This is a genomic window from Pseudoalteromonas rhizosphaerae (assembly GCF_028885455.1).
GTDB classification, from domain to species: Bacteria; Pseudomonadota; Gammaproteobacteria; order Enterobacterales; family Alteromonadaceae; genus Pseudoalteromonas; species Pseudoalteromonas rhizosphaerae.
Window position 1 is genome coordinate 36,548 of sequence record NZ_CP118496.1, and the last position, 17,822, is coordinate 54,369.

General features: G+C 41.2%; 16 protein-coding genes. 9 read left to right on the forward strand and 7 right to left on the reverse strand.

The features are described 5' to 3' along the window. Nucleotides 1–134: 134 nt before the first annotated feature. Entirely contained in the window at nt 135–1,958 is a 1,824-nt protein-coding gene (typA, locus tag PVK79_RS00200) for a translational GTPase TypA (RefSeq protein WP_257325099.1), read from the reverse strand. A gap of 520 nt (nt 1,959–2,478) precedes the next feature. On the opposite strand from typA, the gene glnA reads away from it, so the two are divergent. The 5 genes from glnA to PVK79_RS00225 all read left to right on the forward strand — a co-directional run bounded on the left by glnA (nt 2,479) and on the right by PVK79_RS00225 (nt 7,582). Further along, nucleotides 2,479–3,885 (forward strand): glutamate--ammonia ligase, encoded by a 1,407-nt coding sequence (gene glnA, locus PVK79_RS00205; RefSeq protein WP_145237945.1) that lies wholly within the window; start codon nt 2,479–2,481, stop codon nt 3,883–3,885. Nucleotides 3,886–4,017: 132 nt separating this feature from the next. After that, nucleotides 4,018–4,530, forward strand: coding sequence for a DUF4124 domain-containing protein (locus tag PVK79_RS00210; RefSeq protein WP_246175485.1), 513 nt, complete (start codon nt 4,018–4,020; stop codon nt 4,528–4,530). Nucleotides 4,531–4,620: 90 nt separating this feature from the next. Further along, entirely contained in the window at nt 4,621–5,691 is a 1,071-nt protein-coding gene (gene glnL / locus PVK79_RS00215) for a nitrogen regulation protein NR(II) (RefSeq protein WP_145237942.1), read from the forward strand. Between the two features lie 18 nt (nt 5,692–5,709). Continuing rightward, nucleotides 5,710–7,095 (forward strand): nitrogen regulation protein NR(I), encoded by a 1,386-nt coding sequence (gene ntrC, locus PVK79_RS00220; RefSeq protein ID WP_145237940.1) that lies wholly within the window; start codon nt 5,710–5,712, stop codon nt 7,093–7,095. Between the two features lie 28 nt (nt 7,096–7,123). Beyond that, nucleotides 7,124–7,582 carry a cyclic nucleotide-binding domain-containing protein gene (locus tag PVK79_RS00225; protein ID WP_182732345.1) on the forward strand — a complete coding sequence of 153 codons (459 nt, stop codon included), beginning with the start codon at nt 7,124–7,126 and terminating at the stop codon, nt 7,580–7,582. Here PVK79_RS00225 and PVK79_RS00230 read toward each other — a convergent pair. Together PVK79_RS00230 and PVK79_RS00235 are read right to left on the reverse strand one after the other, a co-directional pair. Then, nucleotides 7,579–8,241 carry a hypothetical protein gene (locus PVK79_RS00230; protein ID WP_257325100.1) on the reverse strand — a complete coding sequence of 221 codons (663 nt, stop codon included), beginning with the start codon at nt 8,239–8,241 and terminating at the stop codon, nt 7,579–7,581. The two genes, PVK79_RS00225 and PVK79_RS00230, sit on opposite strands and share 4 nt — an antisense overlap. A gap of 56 nt (nt 8,242–8,297) precedes the next feature. Further along, entirely contained in the window at nt 8,298–8,585 is a 288-nt protein-coding gene (locus PVK79_RS00235; protein ID WP_257325101.1) for a hypothetical protein, read from the reverse strand. A 257-nt stretch (nt 8,586–8,842) separates the two neighbouring features. Here PVK79_RS00235 and PVK79_RS00240 point away from each other — a divergent pair, with 257 nt between their 5' ends. The 4 genes from PVK79_RS00240 to PVK79_RS00260 all read left to right on the forward strand — a co-directional run bounded on the left by PVK79_RS00240 (nt 8,843) and on the right by PVK79_RS00260 (nt 13,892). After that, nucleotides 8,843–9,226 (forward strand): RNA-binding S4 domain-containing protein, encoded by a 384-nt coding sequence (locus tag PVK79_RS00240; RefSeq protein WP_149980457.1) that lies wholly within the window; start codon nt 8,843–8,845, stop codon nt 9,224–9,226. 83 nt (nt 9,227–9,309) lie between these two features. Then, nucleotides 9,310–9,729 carry a hypothetical protein gene (locus tag PVK79_RS00245; protein ID WP_257325102.1) on the forward strand — a complete coding sequence of 140 codons (420 nt, stop codon included), beginning with the start codon at nt 9,310–9,312 and terminating at the stop codon, nt 9,727–9,729. Nucleotides 9,730–9,926: 197 nt separating this feature from the next. Then, entirely contained in the window at nt 9,927–12,674 is a 2,748-nt protein-coding gene (gene acnA / locus PVK79_RS00250) for an aconitate hydratase AcnA (protein WP_182778659.1), read from the forward strand. Nucleotides 12,675–13,046: 372 nt separating this feature from the next. After that, a complete protein-coding gene (locus tag PVK79_RS00260; protein WP_182735686.1) occupies nt 13,047–13,892 on the forward strand; it encodes a substrate-binding periplasmic protein in 846 nt (281 codons plus the stop codon). On the opposite strand, the gene PVK79_RS00265 is transcribed toward PVK79_RS00260, so the two are convergent. The 4 genes from PVK79_RS00265 to cysI form a co-directional block, all read right to left on the reverse strand. Continuing rightward, nucleotides 13,889–14,419, reverse strand: a complete 531-nt coding sequence (locus PVK79_RS00265) for a DUF4124 domain-containing protein (protein ID WP_182732339.1) — start codon at nt 14,417–14,419, stop codon at nt 13,889–13,891. The genes PVK79_RS00260 and PVK79_RS00265 overlap by 4 nt on opposite strands. Before the next feature lie 34 nt (nt 14,420–14,453). Continuing rightward, on the reverse strand, nt 14,454–15,188 hold the full coding sequence (locus PVK79_RS00270) for a substrate-binding periplasmic protein (RefSeq protein WP_182732338.1): 735 nt from the start codon (nt 15,186–15,188) through the stop codon (nt 14,454–14,456). Nucleotides 15,189–15,325: 137 nt separating this feature from the next. Continuing rightward, entirely contained in the window at nt 15,326–16,066 is a 741-nt protein-coding gene (locus tag PVK79_RS00275; RefSeq protein ID WP_182732337.1) for a phosphoadenylyl-sulfate reductase, read from the reverse strand. Between the two features lie 43 nt (nt 16,067–16,109). After that, the gene (cysI, locus tag PVK79_RS00280; RefSeq protein ID WP_182732336.1) at nt 16,110–17,807 is read right to left on the reverse strand and encodes an assimilatory sulfite reductase (NADPH) hemoprotein subunit; all 1,698 of its coding nucleotides are present in this window, start codon (nt 17,805–17,807) and stop codon (nt 16,110–16,112) included. Nucleotides 17,808–17,822 lie beyond the last annotated feature (15 nt).

Consider the following 17,822-nt stretch of genomic DNA (forward strand, 5'->3'; position numbering starts at 1 on the left):
GTACTAGACGCTTACCAACTACGCTGTTCTAATCTGGCAGCTGAACGCTTACAGCTCTTTTGTTTTCACCCACAAAAAAGCCGCTGTATTTTGCAATACAGCGGCTTTTAAAATCAGCTTAATTTATAAGGTGATTATCCTTTAGGCGCACGACCAGCACGTTTACGTTCGTTTTCTGTAAGATGACGCTTACGGATACGAATGTTTAGTGGTGTTACTTCAACTAGCTCGTCATCATCGATGAACTCAAGCGCTTGCTCAAGTGAGTAGTTTAGGTGCGGAGAAAGCGTTTGCGCTTCATCAGTACCAGATGCACGTACGTTAGTTAACTGCTTGCCTTTAAGGGCGTTAACTGTAAGGTCGTTATCACGGTTATGAATACCGATAACCATACCTTCGTATACTTCAACACCGTGACCGATGAATAAGCGACCACGTTCTTGTAAGTTGAATAATGCGTTAGTAAGTGCTTTACCTGTTGCATTTGCAATCATTACACCGTTCTTACGAACACCGATCTCGCCACCTTTGTGCGGACCGTAATGGTCGAAAGTATGGTACATAAGACCAGAACCTGATGTAAGCGTCATGAAATCAGTTTGGAAACCGATTAAACCACGACTTGGGATCATAAAGTCTAAACGCATACGACCTTTGCCATCTGGCGTCATATTTGTTAGTTCGCCTTTACGAAGACCAATTTGCTCCATTACAGAACCTTGGTGCTCATCTTGACAGTCAATTGTTACTGTTTCAAACGGTTCTTCTAGAACGCCATCAACAGTACGTAAGATTACTTCTGGACGAGAAACAGCTAGCTCGTAACCTTCACGACGCATGTTTTCGATTAAGATACCTAGGTGTAATTCACCACGACCAGATACACGGAAGCTATCTGGGCTAGCAGTATCTTCAACGCGAAGTGCTACGTTGTGTACTAATTCTTTGTCTAAACGCTCACGGATATTACGTGACGTTACAAACTTACCTTCTTTACCGCAGAAAGGTGAGTTATTTACAGAGAATGTCATTGTTACAGTTGGCTCATCAACACTTAGTGGTGGTAATGCTTCAACGTTGCCAGGGAAACAAACTGTATCAGAAATCTTAAGCTCACCAATACCTGTTACTGTTACGATGTTACCAGCGTAAGCTCTATCAGTTTCGATACGCTCAAGGCCTAGGTAGCTTTGTACTGCGCCAATTTTACCATTACGTTTAGTACCATCAGCACTGATAATAGTAACTTGTTGGTTAGGAGCAACAGAACCACGTTTGATACGACCGATACCGACTACACCAACATATGAGTTGTAATCAAGTTGCGAAATCTGCATTTGGAAGTCACCTTCAGGATCTGCATCCGGTGGTGATACTTCGTCAACGATCATCTTGAACATAGGTTCCATGTTGTCTGATGGCTCATCTAAATCTAATGTTGCCCAGCCGTTGATTGCTGATGCATAGATTACTTTAAAGTCTAACTGTTCGTCAGTTGCGCCTAAGTTGTCGAATAAATCAAAGATTTGATCCATAACCCAATCAGGACGTGCACCTGGCTTATCAATTTTATTGATAACAACGATTGGCTTTAAGCCTTGCGCGAATGCTTTTTGCGTAACGAAACGCGTTTGTGGCATTGGACCTTCTTGAGCATCAACAAGTAGTAATACTGAGTCAGCCATCGAAAGTACGCGTTCAACTTCACCGCCAAAGTCGGCGTGTCCAGGGGTGTCTACGATATTGATATGGTAGTCATTCCATGAAATGGCTGTGTTTTTAGCCAAAATGGTAATACCACGTTCTTTCTCAATGTCGTTTGAGTCCATCACGCGCTCTTCGTTACCGCCGCGTGTTTCTAATGTACCTGATTGCTCAAGTAGTTTGTCAACCAATGTTGTTTTACCGTGGTCAACGTGCGCGATAATCGCTATATTTCTTAACTTTTCGATGCTCATATTTTTACTCAGAGAAATTAAATTCTCATTGATCCTGCAAGATCTACGCACTCATCTGCGTTTTCACGAGATGTCCCAGCATAGGATTTAAAAGGGCGCATATTATCCCTTATTAATGACATGGATGAAAGTTTATCCAATATATATTTCAAAACTTTCTTTATACTTGCAATAAGTATCTGTTTTATATATGACATTTTAATTAATTTAATTTTTCAATTTGTCACTATTTTGCTCATTCCTAGCTATTATTGTCATAATTTGGCAGTATTTGGTGAGTAAGTTAGCTTTATGTTGGTGTTTATAATCTATACAATTTAGCGCCAAAGAGAAGTGACCACACTGACGCACCAAAATGATCACAAGCCGATCCAATATGGTGCAAAACATATAACAGCTGGATGTATAACTTATTTTTTAACCTTAAAAAACAATGCACTATAAAAATGGCATAAAAGCCGCTTACTATAAAAGCAAAAGCAATTATGCAGCAAAATAAAACCCAACAGTTGGAGGACACATGTCACAATCGGTTTTAGATTTTATTAAAGAAAATGACGTTAAGTTCGTTGATTTACGCTTTACTGATACCAAAGGTAAAGAGCAACATGTTTCTATTCCTCATCACCAAGTAGATGAAGATTTCTTTGAAGACGGCAAAATGTTTGACGGTTCTTCAATTGCTGGTTGGAAAGGCATTAATGAATCAGACATGGTATTACTACCTGTTGCTGAGTCTGCTAAATTAGACCCTTTCACAGAAGAAGCTACTTTAATTTTACGTTGTGATGTTGTTGAACCTGGCACATTACAAGGTTATGAGCGTGATCCTCGTTCAGTTGCTAAGCGCGCTGAAGAGTACATGCGTTCGACTGGTATTGCTGATACCGTGCTATTTGGTCCTGAGCCAGAGTTCTTCGTATTTGATGACATCAAATACAAAACTGATATGTCAGGTTCAATGTACAAAATTGATTCTAAGCAAGCAGCTTGGAACTCAGATAAAAGCTACGAAGGCGGCAACACTGGCCATCGTCCAGGCGTGAAAGGTGGTTATTTCCCTGTTGCTCCAGTTGATGATTTCCAAGATTGGCGTTCAGCGACGTGTTTAGTTCTTGAAGAGCTAGGTCAAGTTGTAGAAGCGCATCACCACGAAGTGGCTACAGCTGGTCAAAACGAAATCGCAACTCGCTTTAACACTATGGTATTAAAAGCGGATGAAATCCAAGAAATGAAATATGTTATCCATAACATGGCTCATTTATATGGCAAAACAGCTACCTTCATGCCTAAGCCAATCGTTGGTGACAATGGTTCTGGTATGCACTGTCACCAGTCTTTAGCTAAAGACGGTGTTAACTTATTCGCAGGCGACAAGTACGGCGGTCTTTCTGAAGAAGCGCTTTACTACATCGGTGGTATTATCAAGCATGCTAAAGCAATCAATGCTTTTGCAAATGCGTCTACTAACTCGTACAAACGTTTAGTACCAGGCTTTGAAGCGCCAGTAATGCTTGCGTACTCTGCACGTAACCGTTCTGCATCAATCCGTATCCCAGTGGTTCCATCAGAAAAAGGTCGTCGTATCGAAGTACGCTTCCCAGATCCAACAGCTAACCCATACCTTGCTTTCTCTGCAATGCTTATGGCTGGCCTTGATGGTATCAAAAACAAGATCCACCCTGGCGATGCAATGGATAAAGATTTATACGACTTACCAGCAGAAGAAGCAGCAGAAATCCCAACAGTTGCAACTTCACTACAAGAAGCGCTTGCGTCTCTAGATGCTGACCGTGAGTTCTTAAATCAAGGTGGTGTATTCACTAACGATTTAATCGATGCTTACATTGCGCTTAAGTCTAAAGAAGTTGAAAAGCTTAACATGACGACTCACCCTGTTGAGTTCGAAATGTACTACAGCTGTTAATTAGGCTGTAGAAAAATTATCTTATAGATAATATATGTGTGTTCTCAAGGCCCGTTCTGCGGGCTTTTTTTATGGCTAATTTTCCCATTCTCCACTAAAGTTTAATTAGTGCAAAAAATGCAAGGTGACAAGGTGAAAAAGACGCTTTTATTACTAGTAACTCTGATTTTAATCAGCTTTTATGGCTATTCTGGCGATAAGAAAATTTATTCTTGGAAAGATAAAAATGGCGTATCAGTATTTTCAGATACTCCTAAACCAGGTGCGCAAGAAATCAAGCTCACCAATCAAAGTTTGTCGATGCCGACTGTTGATACAAGCATTTTAGATGAACAGCAACCAGCGGCTGTGAAAAGCTATAAAGCGGTTATTTCTTCCCCTGCCGATCAAGGCACTGTTCGTGAAAATACCGGTTCAGTGTATGTAACTAGCCGTATAACACCACGCTTTGAGAATGGTTTTAAAATTCAACTACTAGTTGATGGCGCACCGTACGCAGAACCTAGCAATATCAGTACTTTTGCTCTGCGCGAGGTAAACCGTGGCGAACACACATTGCAACTGAAGCTATTTGACCCACAAGGCTCTGTTGTCTCTGTTAGTCCAGTGAGCACATTTTATATGCATAGAGCATCGTCTTTATAAAAACCATGTATTTCTATCAAAGACCATAATTTACTTAAAATATTTGTGCTAAGCTGCTAATAATCATCAACGCACTAAAATGGTGCAACCATGCCCGATAATAAAAATTTTAACCCTGAGTTACTAACTAGCATTTGGCAAAACCTGTCAACGGCAGTGATCTTACTTGATCAACAATTCACCCTTATTTACGCTAATAATAGCGCCAGTGAACTGTTAGGATTAGGCCCTAAACGTATTCTCAATCAACCGTTTGACAGTCTTTTTAATTACCATTCCATTGACCTTAAACGCATTGCACAATACTCTTTGGTAGATGGTGTAGATTGCCACCAGCACAGAGCTGACGTGGTTTTTGTTGATTCTCGTCATGCCAAACTGGCAATTAGTTCGCGTCGCGTGAAGTTACAAAATGAGTATTTTATTTTATTCGAGTGTCGCCAAACTGATGATGAAATTCGCCACGATCAAGCTTCTAATCAAATGCATCAATATCAAGCAGCACGTAACCTAATTAGAGGGCTTGCTCATGAAATCAAAAATCCTTTAGGCGGAATTCGCGGAGCGGCGCAATTATTGCAGTATGAGGTTGATCAGCAAGAACGGGATGAATGTGCAGAATTAATTATTGAACAAGCCGATCGCTTACGAGAGCTTGTTGACAGGCTACTGGGCCCGAATCAATTACCACAAAAGTCATACGGTAATATTCATCAAACCTTAGAGTCTGTAATTAAACTAAGTACATTAGATAATTGCGCCAATATTAGCTTGGAAAAAGATTACGACCCAAGTATACCTGATGTCTATATTGACCAAGGTAAAATTCAGCAAGTAGTACTTAACATCGTTCGAAATGCACAACAAGCGTTAGTCGGTGGTGGCGTGATAAAAATTAAAACACGTATTAATCACCAGCAACGTCGCCCCGGAAAAGCCCCTAAAAAGGCACTGCTGATCCAAATTTCAGATGACGGACCAGGTATCGATTCCAGCATCAAAGAGACATTATTTTACCCGATGATCACCAACAAAGAAGGTGGTTCTGGCTTAGGTCTCTCGATTGCACAAACCTTGATCGATCAACACAACGGCTATATAGAATGCGATAGCTGGCCAGGTCATACAGAGTTTAATATATATCTGCCTTTTGCGGATTAATCGGTTTTTGGAGTTTGCATGAAAACAGTTTGGCTGGTTGATGATGATGCATCTATTCGCTTTGTACTTGAAAAAGCACTAACTCGCGCAGGATTTAATGCTGAAAGTTTTTCTAATGCACAAGACGTGCTGTCAGCATTAAAGTTTAGCCAACCTACGGTACTGGTGTCTGATGTACGTATGCCTGGTATGGATGGTATGGCATTATTAGAACTGATCGCTGAACAAAACCCAGGCTTGCCAGTGATCATCATGACTGCGCATTCAGATTTAGATTCAGCGGTAAATGCGTTTCAAAAAGGTGCTTTTGAATACCTAGCCAAACCATTTGATTTAAATGAAGCAGTTGCGTTAGTAGAAAGCGCGTGTCGCGCTAACTCAACTAAAAAAGTAAAACGTAAACCCGCACCACCTAAAAGTGCCCATATCATTGGCGAAGCGCCAGCCATGCAGGAAGTATTTCGGGCAATAGGTAAGCTGTCAGCATCAAGTATGAGCGTACTTATCAATGGTGAATCTGGTACCGGTAAAGAATTGGTAGCCAGTGCTTTACATAACCACAGCCCACGCAAAGAAAACCAGTTTATTGCCTTAAACATGGCAGCTATTCCAAAAGAGTTGGTTGAATCAGAGCTATTTGGCCATGAAAAAGGCGCTTTTACTGGTGCTGATAGCGTACGTAAAGGTCGCTTTGAGCAAGCCAATGGCGGTACGCTATTCTTAGATGAGATTGGTGATATGCCGCTGGATGTACAAACCCGTTTGCTGCGTGTTTTAGCTGATGGTGAGTTTTACCGTGTTGGTGGCCATCAAAGTATTAAAGTTGATGTCCGGATCATTGCCGCGACTCACCAAAACCTTGAAGACTTAGTAAAACAAGGCAAATTCAGAGACGATTTATTTCATCGCTTAAATGTTGTGCGCCTGCGCCTACCTGCACTGCGTGAACGTACCGAAGACATTGAACGCTTAGCACAGCATTTTTTACATAAAAGCGCCAAAGACTTACAAGTCGAAAGCAAAATTCTCAGCTCAAAAGCCACCGACTTACTACGCTTGTTCAACTGGCCTGGCAATGTTCGTCAACTAGAGAACACCTGCCGCTGGCTTACCGTTATGGCTCCCGGCGAGCTTGTGAGTGAGCAAGACTTACCTCCAGAGATCTTAGCAATTGACGAGACTCAACAAGAGGGTGATTGGCTTGATGCCTTTCAACAATGGCTTAATCTAGAGCTTAAGCAAGGTAAAGAAAACATCTGGCCTAATGTACAAGCGCAATTAGAAACCCGCCTAATTAAAACCGCATTGGCAAACTGTGCAGGACATAAACAAGAAGCCGCAGTAAAAATAGGCTGGGGCCGCAATACATTGACCCGTAAATTAAAAGAGCGCAATATCAACTAACTTCCCTGCTCAAACGAAGGAAAATAAGTTGAAGTTAATCGAGCATATTCCATTAATAAAGCAGATGGAGATACTTAATAGGCTGAGTTTTTTTAGAGAGTTCAGCCTCAATGAGCGCCAAGTATTACTGGAGTCATTCAGTCACTTATACTTGATCAATAAAGATCGCTTTGTGTTTAAGCAGTTTGATAACGACAAACAACTGTATATCGTGCTCAGCGGCGCTATTGTGGTATTTAAACATAGTCATTTGATGGATTTAGGCACCATTGAACCCGGCGAATTTATTGGTGAAGGTGCGTTTATAAATAACCGCGAGCACAGCACCAGTGCTCGTGCTAAAAGCGATACCATAGTACTGGCGATTACCAGCGAAGCACTAATACGTTTACCAAATGTGATCCGCGAAAAAATTAAAGACCGCATTATCGAAGGGATGAGTAGACGTATAACTAAATTAAGCGATTACCTCGAGTCACGCGGCTAATCCATATACACAACCTGTAGCGAACAGTTTAACCATTGCGGACTCTCAACATGCGCAGTATAACGAAATGTATCTGAGGGTTTTTCACCAAAAGGCGTTGCAACCAAAGGGGTTGAATGCGTGTATGACTGCGAAATATTTCTATAATTGATGACTAAATAATTTTCATAACGCAGCCAAACTAACTGAGCGCGGGCACCATTTAGTAAAGTAAACTCAACCAAGTTATCAAAAAATCTGACTTTAAGGTTATTGTAGCGGTCTTCAACGCAACCAGTAGTACGCAGCTGTTGCGGCACGTCAAAACCTTGCTCTATTTGCTCACCACGTAAGTAAAAGCCAATATTGCCATCGCTATAATGATGATTAGCCACCGACACATAATTAAGCTGCGGCTGATAACCCATCGCTTGCATAATATTTGCAAGTTGCTCTGTTTCAGGAGTCAGTATTTTATCTTCTGAGGTTAATAATGTCGCAGCACTAAACTCTTTGGGTACTGGCAGTTCAGTAAATTGAAAAGGCAAGGTCTGCTGTTGTAGTTGCTCTGTCAGTTGTTGTTTTTGCAAAACAGTTAAACCCTCCGTATAGACATACACTGTAGGGTGCTGACAGGCTGTTAGAAATAACAACATGCCAATTAAAATGCCATATTTCATAGTCACCTCGAATAGATTACAACTGTAGTCTATTCGAGGTGACTATTTATAGCAAGTTAATTCACTTGGCTATTGAGCCAAGCATCCACGCTTTTACGGGTATATAAAACATCCTGAAACAAGCGGTGTCGTTGAAACTCAAGTAGTTTTTCTTTGCTATTTTCACCACAACTTAATTGGCTGTGATTGTCGTTAAAACGTGAAATAAGCGAAAAGCCTCGCTCTGGTTGTTGCGATGCTTTCTTTACAACCTGATTAAGCCGCGCACGCACATCATCTGCGGTCATAAAGTCAGAACCCTCTAAACCCATTAGCTCTTTTTTCATGGCTAGTCTTACGCCCATGTTAAATCTCCAGTACTGCGGCATTTGTAATAAAATGACCAACTAAATATCGAATTCGATTCGAACAGCAAATTGTAGGCCAGCTTTTCACGCGGATACTACGCTTGAATTACTACCGTTTTTTTAAAGACGGTATAAAATTCGAGATAGTTTCAGGTTAATTCTATTTAATGCCCTGTAGACTTTAGGCTGCTTGATGCAAAAGTCGCGCACAGCCTTTATACTACAGGCTGTGCCCTACCTTAATGAGATCAAACATGAACGACGAATATATTGAAATTGAATTAGAAGAAGAGCCAATTGAGCTATGCAAACTCTTAAAAGTTCTTGATTTAGTCGAAGGTGGCGGCCAAGCCAAAAACCTTATCACTGAAGGTTATGTTGGCGTTAACCATGAAATTTGTACAATCAAGCGGAAAAAATTATACAGTGGCGACATTCTTGAATTTGATGGTGAGCAATTTCAACTGACATTAAGCGAAAGTGCTATTCCAGCAGAGCGCCCTGTTACATCAACGCAACCTGAACCACAACAAAGTGCAGAGCCTGCTACTAACGCGCCTGCTAAAGCTAAGCGTAAACGTACCAAAAAACCAAAAGTGGATGAAAAAACAGGCCGTCGCCCTATTTCATTCGGCTAATCCAATTTAGACTACGTGCAACTTGTAAAAGTAGCCGTAGTCGCCTTTAATAACTTTTTAAATAATAGTTTAAAAGGTAATATATGACTCCTCCGCACTGGTTAAAATCTGTCGCTTGGGCAGCCCTTATTTGGAACTTTCTTGGGGTAATTGCATTCATTATGCAAATGCTCATGACTCCAGACATGATAAGTAAACTCCCTATAGAACAACAAGCTGCATATTCAAATACACCAATTTGGTCAACTATTGCATTCGCTACCGCGGTTTTTGGTGGAGTCTTAGGCTGTATTTTATTATTACTTAAAAAAGCCATTGCTCAAGTGCTTTTTGCGCTCTCACTCGCTGGGATTTTTATCCAGCAATTTTATAATTTCATTGTTATTAATAGTATTGAATTACTCGGTGCCAGCGCGGTGTTTATGCCAATATTTGTAGTCGTAATTGCAATTATCCTGCTACTGCTAAGCCACAAAGGCAAACAGCAAGGTTGGCTACTGTAAAACACGCTATTGAGTTACTATTGTTTTACTGCTGACGCTTGAAATATAAATTTTCAGCATCATATACATTCTATTACCTGTATAAAAATCGCGCAAAAACACACTGGTATGTACTTTGCATTTTAACTATTTAAAGAGAGGTTACATTTACCACTTAAGTACCATTTAAGGATATTCATCTAACTTAGGGGCACATAATGAACAATAGTTTTGACACCCAAAAACAACTCACTATCAACGGTGAGCAGTTTCATATCCATTCACTGCAAGGTTTAGGCGATAAAGCCAAGCGACTGCCGTTCTCGCTCAAGATCCTACTCGAAAACTTACTGCGCAATGAAGACGGCGTAAATATCAAAAAACAAGATATTGAAGCGTTGCTAAACTGGGATTCACAAGCCAAGCCCAGTGCTGAGGTAGCATTTACACCGGCCCGCGTGGTGATGCAAGATTTTACTGGCGTGCCAGCAATCGTCGATTTGGCCGCAATGCGTGATGCTATGGAAAGACTTGGCGGCGATCCTGCGAAAATAAACCCATTATCCCCTGCGGAATTAGTTATCGACCACTCAGTACAAGTAGACGGTTATGGTGAAGATGGCTCATTTGATTTAAATGCCAAGCTTGAGTACGAACGCAATAAAGAACGTTATGAGTTTTTACGCTGGGGCCAAACAGCCTTTGATAACTTAAAAGTTGTGCCACCAGCAACGGGTATTGTTCACCAAGTGAATTTAGAATACCTTGCTCGCGTTGTCTTTAATGAAGAGCGCAATGGGCAAAAATTTGCTTACCCTGACACCTTAGTCGGTACTGATTCACATACCACTATGATCAACGGCTTAGGCGTACTTGGTTGGGGTGTAGGCGGCATCGAAGCAGAAGCTGCAATGCTAGGCCAGCCAATTAGCTTACTGATCCCGCAAGTGGTGGGTATGAAGCTCAACGGCCGTTTACCGGAGGGCACCACAGCGACCGATTTAGTGCTGACCGTTACTGAAATATTGCGTAAGCATGGCGTTGTCGGTAAATTTGTAGAATTTTATGGCGATGGCCTTGCTGATTTACCACTGGCCGACCGCGCAACCATAGCCAACATGGCACCGGAATACGGCGCTACCTGTGGTATTTTCCCTATCGATGATGAAACAATTAATTATCTTCGTTTAACCAACCGTGATGAAACACAGCTAAAACTGATAGAAGACTACGCAAAACATCAAGGTTTATGGCGCAACGATGGCGATGAAGCAAATTACACCGACAAGCTCGAATTAAACCTAAATGATGTAGTGCCAAGCCTTGCCGGTCCGAAACGTCCACAAGACAGAATTGCCCTTGATCAAGCTGGCGAAGTTATTGCCAATCATTTAAAAACCTTTCAAGATGAACGTCTTGCTAAGCGCGACGATAGTGATGAACAGCAATCACGAATTGAAGGTGAAGGCCCTGTCACTAATCCTGATGAGCCAACCAACGAAGCGCAATTTATGGGCGCAGCAAAGGTTAACTTTAAAGGGCAAGAATTTGAGTTAAAAGATGGCGCTTGTGTAATTGCTGCCATTACTAGCTGTACCAACACTTCTAACCCAAGTGTGATTTTAGCCGCGGGTTTAGTCGCGCAAAAAGCTCGCCAGTTAGGAATTAACGTAAAACCTTGGGTAAAAACATCACTGGCACCTGGCTCACAAGTGGTCACTGACTACTTAAAAAAAGCAGGCCTGATGGATGATTTAGATGCACTTGGCTTTAACCTAGTAGGTTATGGCTGCACTACCTGTATTGGTAACTCAGGTCCGCTTGCCGATGAGATCAGTGAGGCAATTCAACAACATAAATTAGTAGTAAGCTCTATTTTATCGGGTAACCGTAACTTTGAAGGACGTATTCACCAAGATGTGAAAATGAACTTTTTAGCCTCACCACCTTTAGTTGTCGCCTATGCGATTGCAGGTCGTACTGATATCGATGTTTATAACGAGCCACTTGCGCAAGATGCTAATGGTAACGATATTTACCTGAAAAATATTTGGCCTAGTGTCAGCGAAGTGAATGAACTGGTGAAAAAAACCGTCACTAAAGAAATGTTCGCTACCAGTTACGGTAATGTTTATAAGGGTGATGATCGCTGGCAACAAATCAAAATTCCTGATGGTAAACTTTATGACTGGGATGATGCCTCAACGTATATTAAAAAAGCGCCGTTTTTTGATGGCATGACGACAGAACCACCAGGCATCCCTACTATTACGGGTGCTCGCTGTTTAGCAAAACTTGGCGATTCCGTCACTACTGATCATATCTCCCCTGCTGGTGCAATTAAAGCAAGCGCGCCTGCTGGCGAATACTTACAAGAAAATGGCGTAGATAAATCGCAATTTAACTCATACGGTTCTCGCCGTGGTAATCATGAAGTAATGATGCGCGGTACATTTGCCAATGTACGCTTAAAAAACTTGCTTGCACCAGGCACCGAAGGCGGTGTAACGCGCACTCAACCTGATGATGAGCTTGCCAGTATTTACGATGCTGCAATGGCGTATCAACAGCAAGGCGTACCGCTCGTTGTGCTTGCCGGTGCTGAGTATGGTACGGGTTCATCACGAGACTGGGCAGCGAAAGGTTCGCTATTATTAGGTATTAAAGCGGTCATTGCGCAAAGTTATGAGCGTATTCATCGCTCGAACCTAATTGGTATGGGCGTGCTACCACTGCAATTTAAAGCAGGTGAGAGCCATGAATCACTGGGGTTAACAGGTCAAGAGCAGTTCGATATCGAAGGTCTCTACGATAAAACCAAGGAAGTTAGTGTCGTTGCCACTAATAGCGAAGGCAAAAAACTAAGCTTTAGTGCCGATGTCCGTATTGATACCCCCAAAGAGTGGGATTACTACAAACATGGCGGCATTTTACAGTATGTACTGCGTAATATGTTAACTAGCTAATTAATCTATAATATTAGGGCTTTGCAAAATTAATTTGCTTAGCCCTTAATTTTTTGATGTAAAACAAGTCAGCTTACTCATTATTAACTACACTTAATTCATCTTATCATTAATGCCTGCATACTATGACCGAGCAGAAGATCATCACAGTACTAAAAGTATTTATTGTCCTTGGCATATGCCTTATTACGACTGGACATTATTTATTAGTCTCGGATCTGTTTGGTGAACAAAATAGTATACATGGCATTATTATCAGCGCCGCTTTTATTGCTATTGGAGTGCTATTTTCTCTGCCTACAAAAATTTACCTCACTATTGTTTTAATGAACATAGAGGCTGTACGTGACAAACATGTATAGCAGCAAGTTCATGCAATTAATCAAACCATTTAACACCTCTAAAACTTTATTAATAGCGGCATTTTTGGTGCTTTGCTTACCCACTCAATTACGTGCAAATGACAAATTGATTATTGCATCCGGTAATTTTGCACCTTATTTCATGCAGGACAACGTAACCGGTAATGGTTACTTCGATCAACTTGTGGTTCAAGTGTTACTGATACAAGGCTATCAAAACCCGCAATTGGTGCCGTTAAATAATGATGCTATTCAACGCTACTTCAACAATAAAGTCGCTGATATAGCGATCAACTATACGGCACAACCAGCTGCACATGCTTTTATTTCTCGTTATCGAGTACGATTTATGAACCGTGTGACCATGCTTCCTTCTGCATGGACCGAAAAAGTAGCTACGTTGAACGATTTGAAGAATTTAAGAGTAGGTAGTTTTATAGGGGCGAGCGATATCTTTGGCCCAGAATATAAAAACATGGCGACACAGGTATTCACCTATTATACTGAAATAGGAAATCAACAAGCCCTAAATAAACAGTTACTTACCAATAAGATCGATGCCCGTATCGGTGATTATTTAATGCTCTACTGGCATACATCAACAAACACCCAACTTGACCCTACAAGTTTTATATATCGCGATATTTTAAACTATCAAGGCTCTTACATTGTTTTTCAAGATAAGTCTGTCAGAGATAATTTTGATGAAGGCCTGACAAGATTAGTTGCTTCAGGAGAACTAATGATAGCTACTGATCGTTGGTTAAAAGCCTATAACCTGCCAATCATTAAGCAACAATTTTTTGTAACACAGCCCGAAAAAACACAGCAAAACAACGCTATTAAAGCAAATTAATGCGTCTCATCTAACGATTTAGTACGTTGCTCTAACTGTTCTTTCACTTGCTCTGCATCTTCAAACAGCTTTTTCATCACCACGGGATCATAAACACTGCCTGAGTTTGGCATTAAAGACATATTAGTTGTTTTTGAGGTGCCTTTTAAAATGGACGTATCTTCGGCCGCAACTACTGTAATATCGCGCGGATCTAGAATTACTTTTTCACTTGTGCCCTCAGGATTAGGCTGATCTGAGTAATGCCATTGACCTTGCTGATCTTGCCATTTATAAATAACTGTCGTTGCTACTGAGCTTTCATTGGTAATTGATTCTACAACTTTTTGACTGGTCTCACTAACCAATGTGGCTGCCATGGCAAGGGTGTCACTTGATAACGCAACCATTTGCTCTGTTAGCTGATTTGATTTACTACTAATACCATCACTGGTTAACCACGTTTGACCATCGGGTCGTTGCAAATAAAATAATGCCGCGACACTGATCAGCAATACCATAATAGCGAGGTACGCAAAATACTTCATCTTCAATCCTTTGAGTTAAAATTCTCGATTGCTATCATTGATAGCGAGCTATGATTTTAGCTAGGCCGCCATTATCTTTCAAGCTTTGTAAAAAATCATTAAATTCTTTCGCGTACTTTTTACCCCTTGAATTATAAGAAAACTGCAACTGCAGCGGCGCCTCAGCGACATTTTCATCACTTATGGTCAAAGCAGCAAGCTCAGGGTACTTTTGTATGTACCAGTTTACGACAGAGCGTGACATAACAGTAAAGCGTTTACTTGTATCAGTATCTTTGTGCAAACTTTGCAATATTTCTAAGTCTGAATAAAAATTCTCACGGTGCAGAGTCTTATTCACTACTGGTAGCTCATATTTTGGATACACATAACCAAATCGCCCGAGTAAAACACCGCCCTTTAAACTGCTTAGCTCCTTAAAGTCAATTAGTTCAGCTCCTCGAGCGACTACTAACACATCTTCAATTACTACTATCTCTTGGCTCCAATAATAGGGTCCATTATCTACAAGCCAAACTTCTGATTCCATTCGTGCATCAACATCACCTCGTTTCACCATTTTCGCAGAGCGCATTTCAGGGACGAAGGTATAGTCTATTTGGATCCCCGTTGCCATCGAAAACGATGTAATAACATCATTTAAAATGCCTGTTTTTGAACAAACAAAGTGATAAGGAGGGTAATCTTGCTCGGGTAAGGCAATGCGAAGGTTATCGGCAAAAAGACTAGTAGAAAAGAATAAAAAGAAAATTACGTAATATGGTTTCATAAAATACATGCACATCAATTTATAACGGCTGATTGTATTATAGTCAAAAATTTAAAACGCAGCTAGGCTGCGCTTTAATAATCACTATAGTTAGCTATCTCAGCTTAAATGATTTACTTATATTTTTACGTTCAGAATTAGATCCCATCACCATCAATGTGTAGGCCACATTCGCGGTTTAGACCAAAAAAACGGGTCTCTTCTTCGGTCATACCTGGCTCTAGTTTACGCGTAGTATGCACATCGCCCATTGACACATAACCTTGCTCCCATAATGGGTGATATGGTAAGTCATGTTTAGTCAGGTACTGATAAACATCGCGATTTGACCATTCGATGATTGGGTAAACCTTTACCGTGCCACGGCTAATTTCAATAATTTGCTTATCGGCACGTGTTGATGATTGGTCACGGCGCAAGCCACTAAACCAAGTACCTGCATTAATGTCTTTTAATGCGCGAGTCATTGGTTCAACTTTATTAAGCTGGTTGTATTGTTTAATACCTGCTTCACCTAGTTCCCATAACTTACCAAACTTGGCTTCTTGCCAAGCTGGGCTTAACTGCGACTTATACACTTTTAAATTTAGCGATAAGCGTTCGGTCATTTGCTCAATGAACTGATAAGTTTCAGGAAATAAGTAACCAGTATCTGTTAATACCACAGGAATATCGGGGCGCTGTACTGTAACTAAATGCAACATCACAGCCGCTTGAATACCAAAGCTCGATGATAAAAACTGCGTGTCTGGCAAGTTTTCCAGTGCCCATGCGACACGCTGCTCAGCGCTCATATCTTTCAATACGCCGTTAGCATCAGCCAGCAGTGTTACTTGGCTTTCTTTATCTAGCTGTAATATGTTTTTAAATTCACTCATAGTAAATTCCAAACCTCAGCAAGCGTCACCGCTTGCTTTTAAATTAAGCGTGAAAATCGGTGACTGACACTTTAACTTCAGCAACTATGCCTTTGCGGATCACAAAGTCACCAAAGCATTCGCCGTCATTACGCTCACTTGCCCATTGACCAATTAATTTGTCAAAGGCGTCTAAATACACGTCTTCACCAACATTCTCTAAATACAATTTAGGAATACGCGTCCCCTCAAGGTTACCCCCTAAGTACACGTTATATTTACCTGGGCCTTTTCCTACTAGGCCAGCTTCCGCTAACATTGCGCGGCCACAGCCATTCGGACAACCAACCACACGCATAATGATGCTGTCATCAGGAATACCGTGCTTAGCAAGCAATGCCTCGGTCTTTTCAATTAAGCTTGGTAAGTAACGCTCAGCTTCCGCCATTGCGAGTGGACAAGTTGGTAATGCCACACAGGCCATCGAGTTTTTACGTTGCTCAGAGTCTTTGTCGTCAATCAAACCGTGATTACGGGCTATTTCTTCAATCACTGTTTTTTGATCGGCAGGCACACCGGCGATGATCAAATTTTGATTTGCCGTCATACGAAAATCACCTTGGTGAATTTCAGCAATTTTACGACAACCTGTTTTCAGTGGTTTACCCGGTAAATCTAAAATACGGCCACTTTGGATAAATAAAGTTAAGTGATGCTTACCATCAATACCTTCAACCCAACCAATGCGATCGCCACGATGAGTAAACTCATAAGGGCGGCTTGGCGCAAATTTAACACCTGCGCGTTGCTCTACTTCCGCTTTAAATACATCAGTACCAACACGGTCTAAGGTGTATTTAGTTTTTGCGTTTTTACGGTTTGAGCGATTACCCCAGTCGCGCTGTACAGACACCACATGCTCAGCAATTTTTAGCGTATCCGCTAAGGCGATAAACCCAAAATCATCGGCTTTACGTGGATAGGTTGCGGTATCACCGTGGGTCATGGCAAGGCCACCGCCTACTAATACGTTAAAACCAACTAGCTTGCCGTTATCTGCAATAGCTACAAAGTTTAAGTCATTCGCATGCACATCCACTTCGTTGTTCGGTGGAATGGTCACCGTGGTTTTAAACTTACGCGGTAAGTAGTTAGATCCTAAAATTGGCTCTTCTGTAGTCTCAGCCTTTTCACCGTTTAACCAAATTTCTGCATACGCTTTAGTTTTTGGTAACAAATGTTCTGAGATTTTTGCAGCCCACTCGTATGCTTCTTGATGCAACTCAGATTCCACAGGGTTTGTAGTACAAAGTACATTACGGTTAACATCACCTGCCGTTGCAATAGAGTCGATGCCCACGCTATTAAGCATTTGGTGCATGCCTTTTATATTTGGTTTTAACACACCATGAAATTGAAACGTTTGACGGGTTGTTAAACGAATACTGCCGTAGCTAGTTTTTTCGTCAGCAAACTTATCAATTGCTAACCATTGTTCAGGTTTGATAATACCGCCAGGCATACGAGCACGTAACATTACGTTGTGTAATGGCTCTAGCTTTTGCTTAGCACGCTCACCTCGAATATCACGGTCATCTTGTTGATACATACCGTGGAAACGAATTAACTGAAAGTTATCCGCAGTGAAGCCACCGGTGATCTCATCTTTTAAATCTTGCTCTATGGTGCCACGTAAAAAGTTACTTTCTCTTTTCAAACGCTCGTTATCAGAAAGCTTTACGTTTTTATCTTGTTCGCTCATGTTTGATCCTAAATT